Source organism: Micromonospora sp. NPDC049201 (assembly GCF_055586805.1).
The window spans coordinates 56,381-73,837 of sequence record NZ_JBVJHM010000007.1; the positions used below are offsets into that span (position 1 = coordinate 56,381).

Consider the following 17,457-nt stretch of genomic DNA (forward strand, 5'->3'; position numbering starts at 1 on the left):
AGATGAGTCAGGCGGCGTACGCGGAGAGTTGCGCGAGCTGTCCGGCGGGCCAGCCGGTGTTGCCGGTGAACCGCACCCGCAGGTACCGGACCGGGGCGGCGGTGAACGTCAGCGTCGCCTGGTTGCCGGTGGCCGGGTCGAACCGGACGCCGACCGGCCCGGTCAGCGTGGTGAACGTCGTGCCGTCCGTGCCGCCCTGCACCGCGAGCGTCTGGGTCCGGGCCTCCCAGCCGGCCGGCAGCGCGAGCACCAGGCGGGCCACCGGCCCGGTCGCGCCGAGGTCGACCTGCCACCACTGCGGGAACGCGCCGTTGGCCGACTCCCAGTACGTGCCCCGGTCGCCGTCGACCGCGTTGCCCGCGCCGAACGGCCCGTTCTGTTGGCTGCTCGCCGACGCCGGCCGACCGGCCGCCAGGTCGCCGCCGGGCGGCTGCCCGCCCCCGGTCACCGGCGGCGTGGGCCGCACCGCCGTGAGCGCCAACTGGCCCTTGAGCATCCGGCCACCGTCGGCGGTGATCCGCAGGTAGTAGTCCGCCGAGCAGGCGGTGCCGTCCTCGTCGAGCGCCCGGATCCCGGTCCCGGCCGGGGTGGCCGCCGCGGTCTCGCTGGTCTTGGCGATCTGGTTGCCCTCGTTGAACTCGTCGAACATGGACACGTAGAGGCCCTGCGCGCCGAGCCGCACCATGTTGTAGAGGTGCCGCCAGTAGAAGTCGCCGTGCCGTCGGTGGCCGGCGGACAGGTCGCCCGGCATCACGCAGGGCTGGTAGTCGATGCCGTGCGCGGCGCAGTCGGCCAGGTCGGGCGCGTTGACGTTGGCGAGGAACCAGTCCAGCCCGTCGAGCGTGCCGGTGCGCCCGACCATCCACGGCGACAGCATGTCGAACGCGTGGTAGACGTCGGCGAAACCGGGGCGGGAGTCGTTGATCCCCTGCCGCCAGTACGTCGGCACGCCACCGATGACGTAGCAGCCCTGGGCCTTGAGCCACCGCACCACGTCCAGGCAGGCGGCGGGCGCGAACGGCCGGCCGTCGTCGGCGAAGCCGAACCCCCACACGCAGACCACCGGCTTGCCGTTCTGCCGGGCGTACGCCGGTGAGGCGGTGTGCGCCGACATCTTCGTCGCCCAGTCCTCCTTGAGCTGCGACTGCATCGCCGTCCAGCCGGTCACGTCGTACATCACGTAGAACTTGCGGCCGAACCGCTCCGCCGCCGAGCGGACCTTCACCGCCATCGCGTCGCGGGTCGGCCCCTCGTCGCCGAACGGGTTGAACCGCTGTAACGCCGCGGTGTCGCAGCCGTACTCCTGCATCCAGCGGAAGTGGGTGTCCACGGTCTGCTGGTCGTAGGAGGAGAAGAGCGTGGCCGGCCGGCCGTCGCCGAGGTTCGGATAGGCGGTGGGGTAGCCGCGGGCGTACTCCCGCATGTCCGGCCAGGACACGATCGTGGTGTTCGACGGCGAGGGGGACTGGAACCGGTCCCGGCTCCAGTGCCACCAGCCGCCGATCGGGGCCCCGTCGCCGGGGCAACTGAACCAGCCCTGGTAGCCGACGGAGACCTTGCCGACCACGTCGCCGGGAGGACTGGCGGCGGCCGCGGGGGCGGGGGAGAGCGCGAGGTCGGGCAGCGCGGCGAGCGCGGACCCGGCCACCACGGACCGGATCAGGGTACGGCGGGTGGGCGCCATGTGGACCGCTCCTTCGAGGGGAGGAAGAAATTGACGGTCATCATGACAGCGCGCGACATGAAACTGCAATACTCAGACAGGTCGATGAAACAAACAGCGTGAGGGGCGGCCCGCCGGTGGCGGACCGCCCCTCGATCGTGCGTCGGTCAGGCGACCGAGGCCGGGAACCGCTCCCAGACCCGGTGCGCCGCCATCAGTTGCCGCACCGACTCCAGCGCCTCCGCGCCGGAGCCCCCGGTCACCACGCCCGGCGAACCGGCCACCCCGGCCAGTCGCAGCACCTCGGCGCCGGCGCCCCACGCGCCGATCGCCTTGGCGTGCCGCCACGCCTCCTCGACCAGCAGCGACACCCGCGGGTCGACGGCGGTCGCACCCGGCGCGCCGGCCTTGGCGTCCCGCGCCGGCAACGCGTCCGGCGCCGGCGCCGGCGCACCGGCCAGCAGGACCGCGTCGAACTCGACGGAACGGGCCGTGGCGAACGTACGCTGCACCGGCAGCCCGCCCACCGTGCCGCCGTGCGCGGCGATCAGCAGCGGCACCATGCCGGCCGCGAACACCGCGCGCTGGACCTGCGCGACGTCGTCGAGGTCACCGTCGGCGTCGACCACGATGCCCACCATCCGGCCGTCGGCCGGCCACTCCTGGCCGACCTGGGACAGCGCCGGACTGGGCTGCACCTCGGCCAGCGGCACGGTCGGCTGCGGCGCGGGCAGCCCCAGGCCGGTGGCGACCTGCTCGCAGAGCACCGGGTCGATATTGGCCAGGCACTGGAGCTGCCGCTCCTTGATCGCCTGGTGGTAGCACTTGCCCAGCTCGAACGTGTACGCCCGGATGATGTGCTCCTTCTCCACCGGCGACATGCTCGCCCAGAAGAGCCGGACCTGGCTGTAGTGGTCGTCGAAGGAGGCCGGCGCGGCCCGGACCTTCGGCGCCTCGGCCACCGTCACCGGCACGTCGACGAACGCGTGCTCCCGGTCACCGGCCGGGAACGGGTTGCCGCCGTCGAGCGAGTTCGGCCGGTAGGGCGCCACCCCGGCGTGCACCGCCTGCTGGTGGAAGCCGTCCCGGAGCATGTCGTTGACGTCGGCGTGCGGCCGGTTGATCGGGATCTGGGTGAAGTTCGGCCCGGCCAGCCGGGTGAGCTGGGTGTCCAGGTACGAGAAGAGCCGACCCTGCAACAGCGGGTCGTTGGTGACGTCGATGCCCGGCGGCAGGTGCCCCAGGTGGAACGCCACCTGCTCGGTCTCGGCGAAGAAGTTGCGCGGTGTCTTGTTGAGGGTGAGCGTGCCGATCGCCTGCACCGGCGCCAGCTCCTCCGGCACGATCTTCGTCGGGTCGAGCAGGTCGATCCCGGCGAACGTCTCCTCCGGCGTGTCCGGGAAGACCTGGATGCCCAGCTCCCACTGCGGGTACGCGCCGGCCTCGATGGCGTCGTACAGGTCGCGGCGGTGGAAGTCCGGGTCGATGCCGTTGATCAGCTGCGCCTCCTCCCACTCCAGCGAGTGCACCCCGAGCTTCGGCTTCCAGTGGAACTTGACGAGCACCGTCGCGCCGGCGTCGTCGACCAGGCGGAACGTGTGCACGCCGAAGCCCTCCATGGTCCGGTAGGACCGCGGGATGCCCCGGTCGGACATGTTCCAGATGGTGTGGTGCTGTGCCTCGGTGTGCAGCGAGACGAAGTCCCAGAACGTGTCGTGCGCGCTCTGCGCCTGCGGGATCTCCCGGTCCGGGTGCGGCTTGGCGGCGTGGATGATGTCCGGGAACTTGATCGCGTCCTGGATGAAGAAGACCGGCATGTTGTTGCCGACCAGGTCGAACGTTCCCTCGTCGGTGTAGAACTTGGTGGCGAAGCCCCGGGTGTCGCGGACCGTGTCCGCCGACCCGCGCGAGCCCAGCACGGTCGAGAAGCGGACGAAGACCGGCGTCTCGCGCCCCTTCTTCAGGAAGCCGGCGCGGGTGACCTGCTCGGCCGCGCCGTTGGCGACGAAGACACCGTGCGCGCCGGCGCCGCGGGCGTGCACCACCCGCTCCGGGATCCGCTCGTGGTCGAAGTGCATGATCTTCTCGCGCAGGTGGTGGTCCTGGAGCAGCACCGGGCCGCGCGGACCGGCCTTGAGCGAGTGGTCGGTGTCGCGCAGCCGGGCGCCGTTGGCGGTGGTGAGGTACGCCCCCTGCTGCCCCTTGGCGATCTTCGGCACGCCGGTCTCCGCGCCGGTCGGGGTACGCGTGTCCGGCGCGCCCTGCTCGTCCGTGGGCGGCAGCGGGCCGTGCGGCGCGGTCGGCTCCTCGAGCGATGGTGGGGCGCTGCCCGGCGCGCCCGGTACGTCCGGCGTCAGCGCCTCGCCGACCTTCTCGACGGCGGCCTCGACGACACCCTTGACGACCTGGGCGGGCTTGCTGGATTCCATCAGGACCTGTCCTCCGTTGCGGTGAAATGACCGGCCCCTCCGGCCCTACCCCCGAGGGGGCGGGACAAACAAGGATCACCCGGGCGGATGTCCCCGGTGCGGCACGACCACCGCGGTCACCACCAGCCCTCGCTCCACCAGCCAACGGCCGTCGAGCACGTCCAACGGCGGCCCGCCGTCGGTCCGCGTACCGTCGATCAGCACCCGGGCGGTGAACCGGCCGGTCGGGTCCAGCGTCAGCTCCGCCTCCTCGAAGCCGAGCCACCGGCTGGTCAACGGGTACCACGCCTTGTAGACGGACTCCTTCGCGCTGAACAGCAGTCGGTCCCAGTGCACGCCCGCGTCGGCGGCGCGCAGCCCGGCCAGGTGCGCCGGCTCGCCGGCGACGGTGACCGCGTCGGCCACCCCCTCGGGCAGCGGCCCGTGCGGCTCGGCGTCGATGCCCAGCCCGGCCAGCGCGGCGGCCGGGGCCACCACCGCCGCCCGGTACCCGGCGCAGTGGGTGATGCTGCCCACCACACCGGCCGGCCAGAGCGGCTCCCGCCGGGGGCCGGGGCGGATCGGGGCCGGCGGGTGCCCGAGCCGGGCCAGCGCCTCCCGTGCGCAGCGCCGGGCGGTGACGAACTCCTGACGGCGGCTGGCCACCGCGCGGGCCACCAGGTCCTCCTCCCCGGGGTACGGCTCGTCGCCGGCCCGGTCGGCGAACGCCTCGACGGCCACCGCCGCCGACGGCAGCAACGCCTCGATCACGGGGTGCCGCCGAGGATCCGCCGCATCGGGCGCGGCTCGTCGCCCCGGCGGCCCCACTCCCGCGGGTAGCCCAGCGACACCTCCTCGAACCGCACCCCGTCGTAGTGGGTGGTGCGGGGGATGTGCAGGTGGCCGTAGACCGCGACGGCGGCCCGGTGCCGCACGTGCCAGTCGGCGCTGCGCTCGGTGCCGCACCACTGCGCGAACTCCGGGAACCAGAGCACGTCGGTGGGCTGGCGGACCAGCGGCCAGTGGTTGATCAACACGGTCGGCAGCGCCGGGTCGGTCGCCGCCAGCCGCCGTTCGGTCGCCGCCAGCCGCGCCCAGCACCACGACTCCCGGTCCGGGTACGGGTCGGGATGCAGCAGCATCTCGTCGGTGCACACCACCCCGGACTCGTACGCCACCCGCAGCGACTCCTCCTTGGTGGACGTGCCCGGGGCCCGGAACGAGTAGTCGTAGAGCAGGAACAGCGGGGCCACGGTGACCGGCCCGTCCGCGCCCCGCCACACCGGATAGTCGTCCTCCGGGGTGAGCACGCCCAGGCCCCGGCACATGGCGACGAGCGCCTCGTAGCGTGCCACCCCGCGCAGCGTCACCGGGTCGGTGGGATGGGTCCACAGCTCGTGGTTGCCGGGCGCCCAGACCACCCGGGCGAACCGGTCGCGGAGCTGCGTCAACGTCCGCTCGATGTCGGCGAACAGCTCACCGACGTCGCCGGCCACGATCAGCCAGTCGTCCGCCGACTCCGGCCGCAGGCCGTCCACCACCGCCCGGTTCTCCGGGTACGACACGTGGAGATCACTGACCGCGTACAGCGCACCCGTCATTCGGCCGATCTTGCCAGCGACGGTCCCGAATGGCCAGGCGCGGGAGGGCGGTGTTCAGCCGATCAGGTCGGCGACCCGGTCGACGGCGCGCAGCAGCTCCCGCGCGATGCCCGGCTCGGCCGCCGAGTGGCCCGCGTCCGGCACGATCCGCAGTTCCGCCTCCGGCCACCGGCGGGCCAGGTCGTACGCGGACACCGGCGGGCAGCACAGGTCGTAGCGGCCGTTGACGATCACGGCCGGCAGGTGGCGGATCCGGTCCACGCCGTCGAGCAGTTGCCCCTCGGCGAGGAAGCCGCCGTGCACCGCGTAGTGCGACAGGATCCGGGCGATCGGCAACGCCCGCTCGTCGGCGGTGAAGTGGTCGAGCGCCGCCGGGTCGGGTCGCAGCGAGGAGTTCACCGCCTCCCACCGCCCCCAGGAGCGCGCGCAGGCCCGCGCCACGTCGGCGTCCGGGCCGTGCAACCGCCGGTGGTAGGCGGCCAGCACGTCGTCGCGTTCGGCCGGCGGGATCGGGGCGACGAACCGCGCCCACTCCTCGGGCTGGAGGTGACGCAGGCCGCCCTGGTAGAACCAGTCCCGCTCGCTGCGCCGCAGCAGCAGCACGCCGCGCAGCACCAGGCCGGTCACCCGGTCCGGGTGCGCCTGCGCGTACGCCAGGCCGAGCGTGACCCCCCACGAACCGCCGAACACCAGCCACCTGTCGATGCCGAGCCGCCGCCGGATGGTCTCCAGGTCGGCCACCAGGTGCCCGGTGGTGTTGGCCCGCAGCTCGCCGAACGGGGTGCTGCGGCCCGCGCCGCGCTGGTCGAACAGCACCGCGCGGTAGCGCCCGGGATCGAAGAACCGCCGCGCCGCCGGCACCAGACCACCGCCGGGCCCCCCGTGCAGGAACACCACGGGTACGCCGTCCGGCCGGCCGACCTCCTCCACGTGCAGGACGTGGCCGTCACCGACCGGGAGCCGGTGGGTGGCGTACGGCTCGACGGGCGGGTGGAGGGCGACTCCGGTCATGCCCGGTGATTCTGCCCGCCCGACCCGCGTCGCGTGGGCCGGCTCAACAGGCGACGTTGCCGCCGAGGTTGTCGAGCAGCGCGTCGGCGACCCAGCCGGAGACACCGGTGGTGGTGTCCCGCAGGTAGGTCCAGGTGTAGGTGGTGTGCCCGTTCGCGCTGACCCGGTCGCCGCTGGCGAAGCAGTGGAAGTCGACGTTGTGGCTGAGCTGGCCGTAGCCCAGGGAACCACAGGTGGTGTGCGGGCCGCTGCGGATGTTGACATTGGTGGCGTTGAAGAGCTGGCCGAACTTGGTGTCCACGTTGGAGTGGGAGTGGCTACAGCTCGCGCTGGCCGGCGCCGCCGCGCCCACCACCGCGACCCCGGCCGCGGCGACGGTCAGGAGCGCCGCCGCGCCTATCGAGGAGGCCTTCCGCATGTCGAACCCCCGAAGTCGAGGCGGCAAATCGATCCACATATTTGCATATCGCAAACGCGGGTGGCAAGGGCGCCGGCCGGTGGCCCCGACCGTCAGGCCGGGGCGCGGACGCCGGTGTCCGGCCCGGTGGTCTCCGCCTCGGGCACCGCGCGGGGTGCCGGCGTCCGCACCGCGAACGCGTCAAAGCTCGGCCCGTCCAGCCGCTCGATGAACGGCTCGGCGCGCGGCCGGTCGACGTCGTCCCGCTCGGCCTCCGCGCGTCCGGCCCGGGGCCGGTCGTTCTCGTCCCGCTCGACCTCCGCCCGGTCGGCGTCCGGCCGGTCGGTGTCGGTCCGCTCGACCGGCACCGGCTCGGCCGCCGCCGCCGCGACGGTCCCCATCAGCCGCGCCGCCACCTGCGGATACTCGGCGGTCTCGCCACCACCCGCGGCCGCCGCCATCACCGCCGCCGCGGCCAGGTCCGCCACCCGCTTCGCCTCCCGCTGCACCCGGGCCCGCGTCTCCTTGGCGTGCTGCTCGGCCAGCTCCGCCGCGCGTCGCGCCTCGTCCAGCCGCCTGGTCTCGGCGGTCAGGTCCCGGCGTACGCCGACCAGCCGTTCCTCCAGCTCGGCGCCGGCCCGCTCGATCGTGGTGATCTCCCCACGGGCCTGCTCCAACTGCTTGCCGACGGTCTCCAGCTCGCCCTTGAGCTGGGTCAACGCCTCCTGCCGCTGCTGGATCTCCCGCTGCACGGCGGTGAGCCGCACCTGGTGCGCCGCGGTCTCCTCGTCGGCCCGCTCACGCACCTCGGTGGCGTACTGCTGGGCCTCGGCGACCAGCGCGGCGATGTCCCGCTCGGCGGCCGTCGCCCGGTCGGCCAACTCCTGCTCGGCCGCGGCCCGCCGCTCGTCCAGCTCGCGGGCCATTGTCGCCTGCCACTGGGCCAGCTCCTGCTGGGCCTTGCTCCGGTTGGCCTGCACCTCCTGCTGGATCTGGGTGCGGGCGGCCTTCACCAGCGCCTCGGACGCGGACCGGGCCTGCTCGACCTGCTGCGTGGTCTGCTCGCTGATCCGCTTCGCCTCCTGCTGGGCCCGGTCGTGCACGGCCTGACCCTCGGCGCGCAGCTTCTCCGCCAGCTCCCGGACCGCGGCCAGCTCCGCCTGCGCGGCGACCCGGCGCTCCTCGTCGGCCCGCTCCCACTCGGCCCGGCGGCCGGACAGCTCCTCCTCCAGCTCGCGCCGGTCCCGGGCGGCCTGCTCCTGGGCCGCGGTCAGCACCCGCTCGGCCTGGGCCTGGACGTCGTCGGCGCGCTTGGTGGCCATCTCGGTGATCTGGCCGGCCTGCTTCTCGGCCAGGTCGAGGATCTGGTCGACCATCGGGCCGAGGTCGCGGAACGACGCCCGGTCCACCGCCGTCGGACGGTCCCGCAGCTCGACCGTCTCCGCCTGCGCCCGCTGCACCTGCGTGGTCAGGTCACGGATCTGGGCGTACGCCCGGTCCCGGGCGGCGGTCAACGCGCCGATCTCGCCGTCCATCTGCTCGACGTACCGGTCGACCTGCCGTTTGTCGTAGCCGCGCAGCGCCGGGTCGAACCGCGGTCGCGCGGACACGTCGTCGTGGGGTGCGAACGGTTCCTCACCGTTGGACATGCGCCATCCTCCGTCGGTTCGCCAGCGCCAGGCCGCGGGGCACGATGAGGCGCAACGGTACCGTGTGCGCGCGCGGCGCTCGCCCCGCCCCCGGCCCGCCGGTCGGTCCGACGGTCAGATCGGGAAGTGCGGATTCCCCGCCGTCAGGCGGATGGTGAAACCGTCGGCGTCCCGGTGGTGGGTCACGTGGTCGCAACTCTGGTGGCTGATCCACAACCCCAGGCCGCCCTCGGTGCCGTCACCGGCCGGCAGCAGCCCGGCGTACGGGTCCTTGGGGCCGGCGCCCCGGTCGTGGACACTCACCACCATCCGGTCCGCCGCGCACCACAACCGCAGGCGCACCGGCGGCCTCCCGTGCCGCGTCGCGTTGCACACCACCTCGCTGACGGCCATCACCAGGTCCTCGACGCCGTCGGGTGGAAGGTGCCCGGGGTCGGCGGCGCGGACCGCCTCGCGGGCGTGGGCCGGCGTCGGGTCGGTCAGCTCGACCAGCGGCGCCGTGTGCTGAACCGGGTCCAGCGGGACCGGCCGGCACTCGGCCAGATAGGTCGACGGCTCGGTGTAGACGCCGGTCGCCTCGTGGCCGCCGTCCGGCCGGGCGATCCGCGGATGGGTGCGCACCACGTCGGCCAGCACGTGCGGCGACGCCACCCGCCGGTCGTAGGCGCAGATGCCCCAGAGCGGGAAACCGTCGTAGGCGTGGTTGATCGCCGACTCGTAGCGGGCCCACGCGTCCCAGGTGGCGCCGAGCAGCGCCGGTGGCAGCTCGCCGACCATCCGGAGCTGCGCCCGGCCCAGCGTGGCCGAACCGAGCCACTCCCGGTAGGCCCGGATCGCCGCGGCGGGCCGGGCGTAGACGCCCCCGCCGGGCAGGAAGGCGACCTCCGCGCCGAGGGGCAACGCCCGGCGCACCAGCTCGGCGTGCGGCGCGTCCAGGCTCACCGCGACGCGTTCGCCGGCCTCGATGCCGCCCAACAGGAACGGCAGCGCCACGGCCAGCAACTCCTCGTCGGAGTCGTAGAGGAGCGCCTCGTGGAAGTAGCCCACGTGGCCGGCCGCCGCGCCGGTCCTCACCGGACCACCTCCACCGGTACCTCGGTCAGGCCCAGCAGCTCGACCAGCCGGGCCGCGGCCGGCCGGCGGGTGCGCAGCACCGCGACCGCGTCGTGTCGACGGGCGTGGTCGCGCAGGTGCAGCAGGCTGCGGTGGTCGACGAAGCGCAGCCGGGTCGCGTCGAACACCAGCCGCCCGGCCGTCGGCCGTGGATCGGCCCGCTCCAGCGCGGCGGCGAAGAGCCGGTGGGCGGTCGGGTCCAGCTCGCCGCCGAGCGCCACCACCGCGTCACCGCCGCCGGCGTACAACCGGAACGGCACGTCGGTGTTGGTCTCCGGATGCATGCAGGCCAGCTCCGCGATCGCCGCGTCGCCGAGCACCCGCCGGTCGTAGGCGCAGACCGCCGACATCGGCCGGTGCCGCAGCCAGTGGTCGATGCGGTGCTCGTAGCGGGCGAAGGCGTCGCGCTGCGCGACGGTGCGGACCAGGCTGGTCGCCTCGGCCAGCACCCGCAGGCCGGTGTGGCCGGCGGCCAGCGCCTCGGTGGTGGCCCGCACGTACGCCTGCACCTGCCGCTCCGGGTCGACGACCTCGTCGTGGCGGTAGGCGTGGCCGACCGGGAACAGCCGCACCGCGCCACCTCGCCGCGCGGCGTCGAAGCCGGGCACCGAGCCCAGTCGACGGGCCACGGTGTCGGCCTCCTCCGGGCCGACCAGCCAGACCTGCTCGCCCGCGGCGAGACCGGTGGTGACCTGCTCGACCGCCCAGGCGTGGAACACCGCCGGGTCGTCGTAGGCGAGGCAGGCATGGCCGTGGCCCGGGTCCGTCACGCCCCCGTCGGTCACCGGCTCCACCTCATCGACCCATCCTATGCCGCGACGAAGTGGAGATCGCGCCAGGCGGTGGCGTCGAGCGGCGGGTCGAGGTGGTCTGACACGCCATGCGGGAACTCACCGGCCCGGCGCGGCCTACCCGGATGGCCTGTCGAGCTGATAGCGGAGACAACTCATCCAAGTTGCGTCTGCCAGCTGTGCGAGCCATGGCGGCGCGGCGGTCAGCGGTCGGCGATGGGGGAGCCGGCCGTGGAGGGAGCGCCGACGCGGCACGGGCCGCCTGAGTCGTTTGCGCTCTCAACTCGAAAGGGAGCTGACGGGGAGAGAGCGGCGCCGGCGGGGACGGGACGGCCGTTTCGCGCGCTGGCGGATCAGGGAAGGGGTCGGGCGATGTCGCGGGCGTGGTCGGTCACGGCGGCGCCGACCACGGTGGCGGTCAGCGGCAGCACCTCCAGGCAGCGACGCACCGCGGCGGCCATCAGCGGGTTCGGCACCCGCATGGAGAGCGTGCAGTGCGGCACCCAGCGTCCCGGCCGGTAGTGCTCCACCACGTCGACGCCGGCCCGGGCCAGCCGTTCGTGCACCCCGGCGTGGTGGGCCAGCAGCTCCGACGTGGGCGCCGGCCCGAGCCAGAGCACCCGTCCGACGAACTGGCCGGCGTGCTGGAACTCCAGGCGCAGCGGCGCGGCCACCACCGTCCCGGCGAGCGCCGCGGCCACCCGTTCCGGGTCGAGGCGGGGCGCGACGGCCAGCGAGACGTGCGGGCGGTGCCGCTGCGCCAGCAGCGACCGCATGCTCGGCACCCCCTCGGACTCCAGCAGGTCCCACAACACCCGGATCCGCCGGGAGGCGTCGGTGTCCAGATACAGCTCCAGCGCCGCGACCACCCGACCACCCTAGGCGGCGAGGTTTGCCGCTCCCGCTGGGCGGTACTGCCCCGGGGGACGACACGAGACGGTGGGGGAGTGAGGCGCACGTGGACGTGAACGACCTGCTGACCGAGGCGTACGGGCGACTGCCGGACCTGGTCGCCGGAGCACTCGACGGGCTCGACCCGGAACAGCTACGGCAGGCCCCGGCGGACGGGGCGAACCCGGTGGGCTGGCTCGTCTGGCACCTGACCCGGATCCAGGACCACCACGTCGCCGACCTGCTCGGCGAGCGGCAGCTCTGGGTCACCGGCGACTGGGCGGGCCGGTGCGGCCTGCGCCCCGATCCGGACGACACCGGCTACGGCCACGGGCCCGCGCAGATCGCCGCCGTGCGCCCGGAGAACGCTGACGTGCTGCTCGACTACCACCGGGCGGTGGTGGAGCGGAGCGTGGCGTACCTGCGCGGGCTGCGTCCGGCCGACCTGGACCGGGTGGTGGACGAGAACTGGGACCCGCCGGTCACGCTCGGTGTCCGGCTGGTGAGCGTGCTGGACGACGACCTCCAGCACGCCGGGCAGGCCGCCTACGTGCGCGGGCTCATCCGGCAGCGCTGACCACCGCCCGCGCGCGACCCAGCGCGGCCTGCCCGAGCAGGAAGCACGCCTGCGCCTCGGGGGAGGTACCCGGGCCGGCGAAGTCCGGCGCGCCGCTGACGCCGGTCACCCGCCCGTACCGGTCCACCCGCCGGGCGGCGGCGGCCAGCAGCTCCGCGCCGGTGTCGAACCACGACGGCGGCAGCCACCCGTCGGCCACCCCGGTCAACGCCGCGTAGCCGAGCAGTTGGGCGGTGTTCGCCTCGCGGAACGTGCCCGGGTCGTCCAGCACGTCGGGAAAGAGGCCGTCGTCGGTGCGGTACCGCAGGCAGGCGGTCAGCACCTCCGCGGCGTGCCCGGCCAGCTCGGCGCGCGTTCCCGCCGGCCAGCCCGACGCCAGGCGCAGCGCCCGGGCGATCCCGGCCACCACCCAGCCGTTGCCGGTGCCCCATGGCTGCGGGCGGCCCAACTCGCCCCGGTCGGCGTCCCACCGGGCCGCGTAGAGGCCGGTACGCGCGTCGTGCAGCCGGCGCCGGTGCCCCGTCACCTGGGCGGCGGCCAGCTCCGTCCGGCCGGTCAGCGCCAGCAGCGGCGCCACCATGTAGACCGTGTCGGCCCACACCTGGCGGCCGTCCAGCAGGTGGAACAGCGTGCCGTCGGCGTCCCGGGGGGCCCGGCGCGTCAGCCAGTCGAGCTGGGCGTCGAGCGCGGCGGCGTACCTCGGATCGCCGGTGTTGATCGCGGCGTGCCGGACCACCTCGCCGCAGGCTGCGCCGTTCACCGCGCCCACCGACCCGGCCGGCTCACCGAGCCGGCCGTCGGGCCGTTGCCGGGTCACCGCGGCGTCCGCGACGAGCGTCGCCGCGTCGAGGCGGCCCAGGTCGAGCAACGCCTGCCCGGTGATCCCCTGCTCCCAGGACTCCCGCTGCATGGTCAGCAGCGCGAGCAGCACCCGGTCGGTGGTGGCGTCAGCGGTCGTCGACATGCCCGTCCGGTACCCGCCCCGGCGGCCCGTCTCACCCGGACCGGGTGAGTTGGACTCACCCGGGCGGCGGGAACGCTGCGGCCACGGGCGGAGCCGCGCGTCGGGCCGCCGCGACGACGCACGAGGGAGGACCGATGAGCACCTCCGCCGCGGAGCACCTCGCCGGGAGGGCGGCCGGCCGGCACCCCGAGTTGCCGGAGACCACCTCCGGCACCATCCGCCTGGACCTGCGGGAGGGCGGCCGGACCGAACACTGGTACCTGAGCATCGACCGGCAGGACGTGCGGGTGGCCCGCTCGGCCGAGGAGGCGGACCTGATGGTCCACGCCGACCGGGAGGTGTTCGACCGGATCGCCGCGGGCCACCTGCACCTCGCCGCGGCGTTCCTGAGCAACGCCATCACCGTGCAGGGCAACCTGAGACTGCTGATGTCGTTGCGCCGGATCTTCCCCGGCCCGCCGGGGGCCCGGCACCCCCGGGACGTGGCCGGCTCCCTCCGCCGGCCGGCGGCCCGATGAAGCAGGAACTGGTCTCCGTCCTCACCGGCAACACATTCGCCATGGGCGACGCGCAGGGCGACATGGAGGTTCACCCGTGCGCGCCGGTCGGCCTGTTCTCCTTCGACACCCGGTTCCTGTCCCGCTGGGTGCTCACGGTCGACGGCGAGCGGTTGCAGTCGTTGTCCCGCGACGACCTGACCTACTTCGAGACCCGCTACGTGCTGGTGCCCGGCGCCGCCAGTCACTACGTGGACGCGGACGTCTCGGTGATCCGTTACCGCTCGCTCGGGGAGACGTTCCACGAGCGGATCATGGTGCTGAACCACGCCGCCGAACCGGTCGACTTCGTCGTACGGATGGAGATCGCCAGCGACTTCGCCGACACCGCCGAGATCCGCCATCCCGCCCCGCGCCGGCCGGCGGCCACCGCCGACCCGGAGCACCGGGAGCTGCGGATCCGCTACCAGCGCGGACGGTTCACCCGGGAGACCCGCGTCTCCAGCACCGCCCCGGTCGAGGTCGACCAGCGGGGGATGACGTTCCGCATCCGGGTCGACCCGAACGGCGCGTGGCACACCGACCTGCACGTCCGAATGATCATCCAGGGCGCCGGGGAACGGGACCTGCGAGCCGACATCGAGGCGCACCGCAAGCGGGTCTGGCAGGGCATGCACGACGACCTGGCCCGTTGGCGCGACCAGGCGCCGCAACTCGTCGCCGAACGCCAACCCCTGGCCGCCGCGTACCGGCAGGCGCTGACCGACCTGGCCGCGCTGCGGTACACCCCCCTGGCGTACGCCGAGCGGGTGCCGGTCGGCGGGCTGCCCTGGGCGATGACGCTGTACGGACGCGACGCGCTGATCACCTGCCTGGAGACGCTGCCGTTCACGCCCGAACTGACGCCGCCGACGCTGCGGATGCTCGCGCTGGTACAGGGCGGGCAACTCGACGACTACCACGACGAGGAGCCCGGCAAGATCCTCGGCGAGCTGCGGTACGGCGAGGCAGCCGCGTTCGACGAGGAGCCGACCGCGCTCTACTACGGGGCGGCCGACACCACGCCGCTCTTCGTCGTCCTGCTCGACGAGTACGAACGCTGGAGCGGCGACGCGGACCTGGTCCGGCAACTGCGGCACCCGGCCCGGATGGCGCTGGACTGGCTGACCGAGTACGGCGACCCGTACGGCGACGGCTACCTGCGCTACCAGCCGCGAAACACGGTCAACGGGCTGGCCAACCAGACCTGGCGCAACTCGCCGGAGGCGATCGTCGACCGGCACGGCGTCGAGCCGCCGTTCCCGCGCGCCACCGCCGAACTCCAGGGGTACGCGTACGACGCGCGGATCCGGGGCGCCCGGTTGGCCCGGGAGTGCTGGAACGACCCGGAGTACGCCGAGCGGCTGGAGGCCGACGCGGCGCGGCTGCGGGAACGGTTCAACCGGGACTTCTGGCTCCCGCAGCGGGGCTACTACGCGCTGGCCCTCACCCCCGACGGGGAGCCGGTCGACGCGCTCACCTCCACCCTCGGGCACCTGCTCTGGAGCGGCATCGTGGAACCCGAGCGGGCCGACTCGCTCGCCGCCCACCTGTGCGGGCCGGCCCTCTTCTCCGGCTGGGGCGTGCGCACGTACGCCGAGGGGCAGCGGCCGTACAACCCGGTCGGCGCGCACCTCGGCGCGGTCTGGCCGTCGGACAACGCGCTCGTCGCGGCCGGTCTGCGCCGCTACGGGTACGACGCGGAGGCCGCCCAGATCGCCGCCGGCGTGCTCGGGATGGCGGAGACGCTCGGCGGGTCGGTGCCGGAGGTGATCGCCGGCTACCCGCGCCGGGTCACCAAGTACCCGGTGCAGCTCCCGGCCGCCGGCCGACCGCAGTCGTGGGCCTCCGGCGGCCTGCTGATGCTGGTCGCGGTCATGCTGGGACTGCGTCCGTGCGGGGACAACCTGCTGGTGGACCCCGCCATCCCGACCGGCTACGGCCGGATCGAGCTGCTCGACGTGCCGGGCCGGTGGGGGCGGGTCGACTCGTACGGCCGGGAACGCGCCAGCGGCCGGCGGCTGCGGGCCGGTACCCGGAACGCGGCCTGACCCCGCTGTCAGCCGGCGCCGCGGCTCGCCGGTGTCGTCGGCTCGATGGCCGGGGACGCCGGCCCGCCCACCGGGGCCGCCGGTGCCGCACCCGCCCGGGCGAGCAGCCGGTCGACGCCCACGAACAGGAGGCCCAGCAGCCAGAACACCGCGGCGAACCCGAGCGCGCTGAGCCCGACACCGTCGTAGCCGAGCTGCCCGGCGTCGAGGAACGGGTACGGATAGCGGTGCACGACAAGCCCGCGCACCAGCGCGAACCCCAGGTACGCCAGCGGGAACACCAGCCACCAGGCCGCGTACCGGGGGCGCAGCCGGCCGCGCCTGTCGAACAGCGCCCAGTCGGCGATCGCGAGCAGCGGCACCACGGTGTGCAGGAGTTGGTTGCCCCACCACTCGCCCGGCTCGCGGTGCGGCTGGGCCATCGCGAACGGGCTCGCCGGATTGGCCAGCACCAGGTGGTAGACCGTGCCGGTGATGGTGATGTAGAGCGTCACCGCGCCCTTGAGCACGCTCGGCGGCTCCGGCCGGCCGCGCGCCGCGCACCAGGCGGCGTAGCCGGTGAGGACGCCGACCGCCACGTTGCTCTGGATGGTGAAGTACGGCAGCAGGCCGGTCACCGTGGCCGGGCCGAGCGCGGTGAGCACGATGCCGGCCACCACGCCGAGGACCACGGCCAGGCGGAGGAGGATCGCCGGTCGGCGACGCCGCGGGGTCACCGGGGCAAGTTACCAGCCGGTCCTCAACCGGCGCGCCGGCCGGTCGGGTCGGGTGCGGCGTCGTCAGGTGTCCGGTCGGCGCCGGAGCCGGGGCCGCCCGGTGTCCGCGCGGCACCGGAGCCGGAGCCGCCCGGCGTCCGCGCGGTGTCGGAGCCGGGGCCGCCCGGCGTCCGTGCCGTGTCGGCGGTGGGGCTGACCGGCGGTTCGGCGGTGGTGGGGGCGGTCGGTGGCCGTACGGTGCCGGCCGGAGGGCCGGACGGCACCGAGGTGGGAACGACACCGGTCGGTGGCCCGCCCGTCGGATGCTCCGCCGGCCCGCTCGGGTCACCCGGCGCCGGGGAGCCGGAGCCGCTCGGCGCACCGGTGCCGTCGAGCAGGGCGGCGCAGTAGCCGGCCACCCGGTCCGGGCCGCCGGCGGCGGCGACCAGCCCGGCGAAGGCCGGGGTGCCCAGCGCACGCCGTCGCTCGGTCCCGGCTACCGCCCGGTACGCGGCGCAGAGCCCGGCCGGGGCGGACGCATCGGGGACGCCGGCGGTGGGACCGGGGACCGGACGGCTCGGGCGGCCCGGGGGCGTGGCCGCGGCCGTGGTTCGGGCGCCGGTGCTGGCGCCGACCGGTGGCGCCTCGTCGCGGGTGGTGCCGGGCAGGTTGCCGGTCACCGCGGCCAGCGCGACGCCACCGGTGAGCGACGCGGCCAGCGTGGCGACGGCGAGCTTGACGCCCAGCAGCCCGGCGAACCGGCGGGCCGGACGACCGCCCGTGGCGGGGCGTCCCGCCGCCGGCCGTCGACCGGGGGCGCCGGCCGCCGGCCGCAGCTCCGGGATGCCGGCCGCCCGACCGATGGCCGGGACGCTCGCCCGGAACGCCGCGACGGCGGCGGCCTCGCCGTCGAGCTCCCCGGCGTCGGGCCCCGCCCGGACGGCATCGAGGAACCTGACCAGCGCGGGGGGAGCGGTCTGCGCACCGTCGGCGGAGCCGGCGAGCAGTCGCTCGACGGTTTCCTGGTCCAGGCGGGATGCGTCCATCTCGTGACCCTCAGCGCCGCCACCTGTGGGAGCGTCACACGTCGGACCCGGCGGGCGGCGTGAG

General features: G+C 74.7%; 16 protein-coding genes. 3 read left to right on the forward strand and 13 right to left on the reverse strand.

The genetic code is table 11. The annotated features are described in order from the left end of the window. Positions 1-7: 7 nt before the first annotated feature. From ACZ6O5_RS16345 to ACZ6O5_RS16390, 10 genes are all read right to left on the reverse strand, one after another. Positions 8-1,684: a glycoside hydrolase family 99 protein gene (locus ACZ6O5_RS16345; protein WP_465977950.1), complete on the reverse strand. Its 1,677-nt coding sequence runs from the start codon at positions 1,682-1,684 to the stop codon at positions 8-10. Positions 1,685-1,830: 146 nt separating this feature from the next. After that, on the reverse strand, positions 1,831-4,092 hold the full coding sequence (locus tag ACZ6O5_RS16350) for a catalase (protein WP_465977952.1): 2,262 nt from the start codon (positions 4,090-4,092) through the stop codon (positions 1,831-1,833). A gap of 75 nt (positions 4,093-4,167) precedes the next feature. Continuing rightward, a complete protein-coding gene (locus tag ACZ6O5_RS16355) occupies positions 4,168-4,842 on the reverse strand; it encodes a 4'-phosphopantetheinyl transferase family protein (RefSeq protein ID WP_465977954.1) in 675 nt (224 codons plus the stop codon). Beyond that, positions 4,839-5,672, reverse strand: coding sequence for a metallophosphoesterase family protein (locus ACZ6O5_RS16360; RefSeq protein ID WP_465977956.1), 834 nt, complete (start codon positions 5,670-5,672; stop codon positions 4,839-4,841). The genes ACZ6O5_RS16355 and ACZ6O5_RS16360 overlap by 4 nt, the downstream gene beginning before the upstream one ends. Before the next feature lie 54 nt (positions 5,673-5,726). Further along, positions 5,727-6,683, reverse strand: coding sequence for a prolyl aminopeptidase (gene pip, locus ACZ6O5_RS16365; RefSeq protein WP_465977958.1), 957 nt, complete (start codon positions 6,681-6,683; stop codon positions 5,727-5,729). A gap of 43 nt (positions 6,684-6,726) precedes the next feature. Further along, complete coding sequence (locus tag ACZ6O5_RS16370) at positions 6,727-7,101, reverse strand: hypothetical protein (protein WP_357303829.1); 375 nt, start codon at positions 7,099-7,101, stop codon at positions 6,727-6,729. A 92-nt stretch (positions 7,102-7,193) separates the two neighbouring features. Further along, positions 7,194-8,729 (reverse strand): hypothetical protein, encoded by a 1,536-nt coding sequence (locus ACZ6O5_RS16375; protein ID WP_465977960.1) that lies wholly within the window; start codon positions 8,727-8,729, stop codon positions 7,194-7,196. A gap of 114 nt (positions 8,730-8,843) precedes the next feature. Beyond that, the gene (locus tag ACZ6O5_RS16380; protein ID WP_465977962.1) at positions 8,844-9,803 is read right to left on the reverse strand and encodes an anti-sigma factor RsbA family regulatory protein; all 960 of its coding nucleotides are present in this window, start codon (positions 9,801-9,803) and stop codon (positions 8,844-8,846) included. Beyond that, the gene (locus ACZ6O5_RS16385) at positions 9,800-10,627 is read right to left on the reverse strand and encodes an MEDS domain-containing protein (RefSeq protein WP_465977964.1); all 828 of its coding nucleotides are present in this window, start codon (positions 10,625-10,627) and stop codon (positions 9,800-9,802) included. Before ACZ6O5_RS16385 ends, ACZ6O5_RS16380 begins: the two co-directional genes overlap by 4 nt. A 359-nt stretch (positions 10,628-10,986) precedes the next feature. Continuing rightward, the gene (locus tag ACZ6O5_RS16390; protein WP_465977966.1) at positions 10,987-11,502 is read right to left on the reverse strand and encodes a 2'-5' RNA ligase family protein; all 516 of its coding nucleotides are present in this window, start codon (positions 11,500-11,502) and stop codon (positions 10,987-10,989) included. An 89-nt stretch (positions 11,503-11,591) separates the two neighbouring features. Between ACZ6O5_RS16390 and ACZ6O5_RS16395 the strand changes: the two genes are divergently transcribed. Further along, a complete protein-coding gene (locus ACZ6O5_RS16395; RefSeq protein ID WP_465977968.1) occupies positions 11,592-12,101 on the forward strand; it encodes a mycothiol transferase in 510 nt (169 codons plus the stop codon). Here the strand turns inward: ACZ6O5_RS16395 and ACZ6O5_RS16400 are convergent. Continuing rightward, positions 12,085-13,065 carry a glycoside hydrolase family 88 protein gene (locus ACZ6O5_RS16400; protein WP_465977970.1) on the reverse strand — a complete coding sequence of 327 codons (981 nt, stop codon included), beginning with the start codon at positions 13,063-13,065 and terminating at the stop codon, positions 12,085-12,087. The genes ACZ6O5_RS16395 and ACZ6O5_RS16400 overlap by 17 nt on opposite strands. 134 nt (positions 13,066-13,199) lie before the next feature. Here ACZ6O5_RS16400 and ACZ6O5_RS16405 point away from each other — a divergent pair, with 134 nt between their 5' ends. Both ACZ6O5_RS16405 and ACZ6O5_RS16410 read left to right on the forward strand, forming a co-directional pair. Beyond that, a complete protein-coding gene (locus tag ACZ6O5_RS16405) occupies positions 13,200-13,583 on the forward strand; it encodes an SCP2 sterol-binding domain-containing protein (protein WP_465977972.1) in 384 nt (127 codons plus the stop codon). After that, the gene (locus ACZ6O5_RS16410; RefSeq protein WP_465977974.1) at positions 13,580-15,652 is read left to right on the forward strand and encodes an amylo-alpha-1,6-glucosidase; all 2,073 of its coding nucleotides are present in this window, start codon (positions 13,580-13,582) and stop codon (positions 15,650-15,652) included. The genes ACZ6O5_RS16405 and ACZ6O5_RS16410 overlap by 4 nt, the downstream gene beginning before the upstream one ends. 8 nt (positions 15,653-15,660) lie before the next feature. On the opposite strand, the gene ACZ6O5_RS16415 is transcribed toward ACZ6O5_RS16410, so the two are convergent. Together ACZ6O5_RS16415 and ACZ6O5_RS16420 are read right to left on the reverse strand one after the other, a co-directional pair. Beyond that, positions 15,661-16,368 (reverse strand): Pr6Pr family membrane protein, encoded by a 708-nt coding sequence (locus ACZ6O5_RS16415; RefSeq protein ID WP_465977976.1) that lies wholly within the window; start codon positions 16,366-16,368, stop codon positions 15,661-15,663. A gap of 23 nt (positions 16,369-16,391) precedes the next feature. Continuing rightward, entirely contained in the window at positions 16,392-17,393 is a 1,002-nt protein-coding gene (locus ACZ6O5_RS16420; protein ID WP_465977978.1) for a hypothetical protein, read from the reverse strand. Between the last annotated feature and the right edge of the window lie 64 nt (positions 17,394-17,457).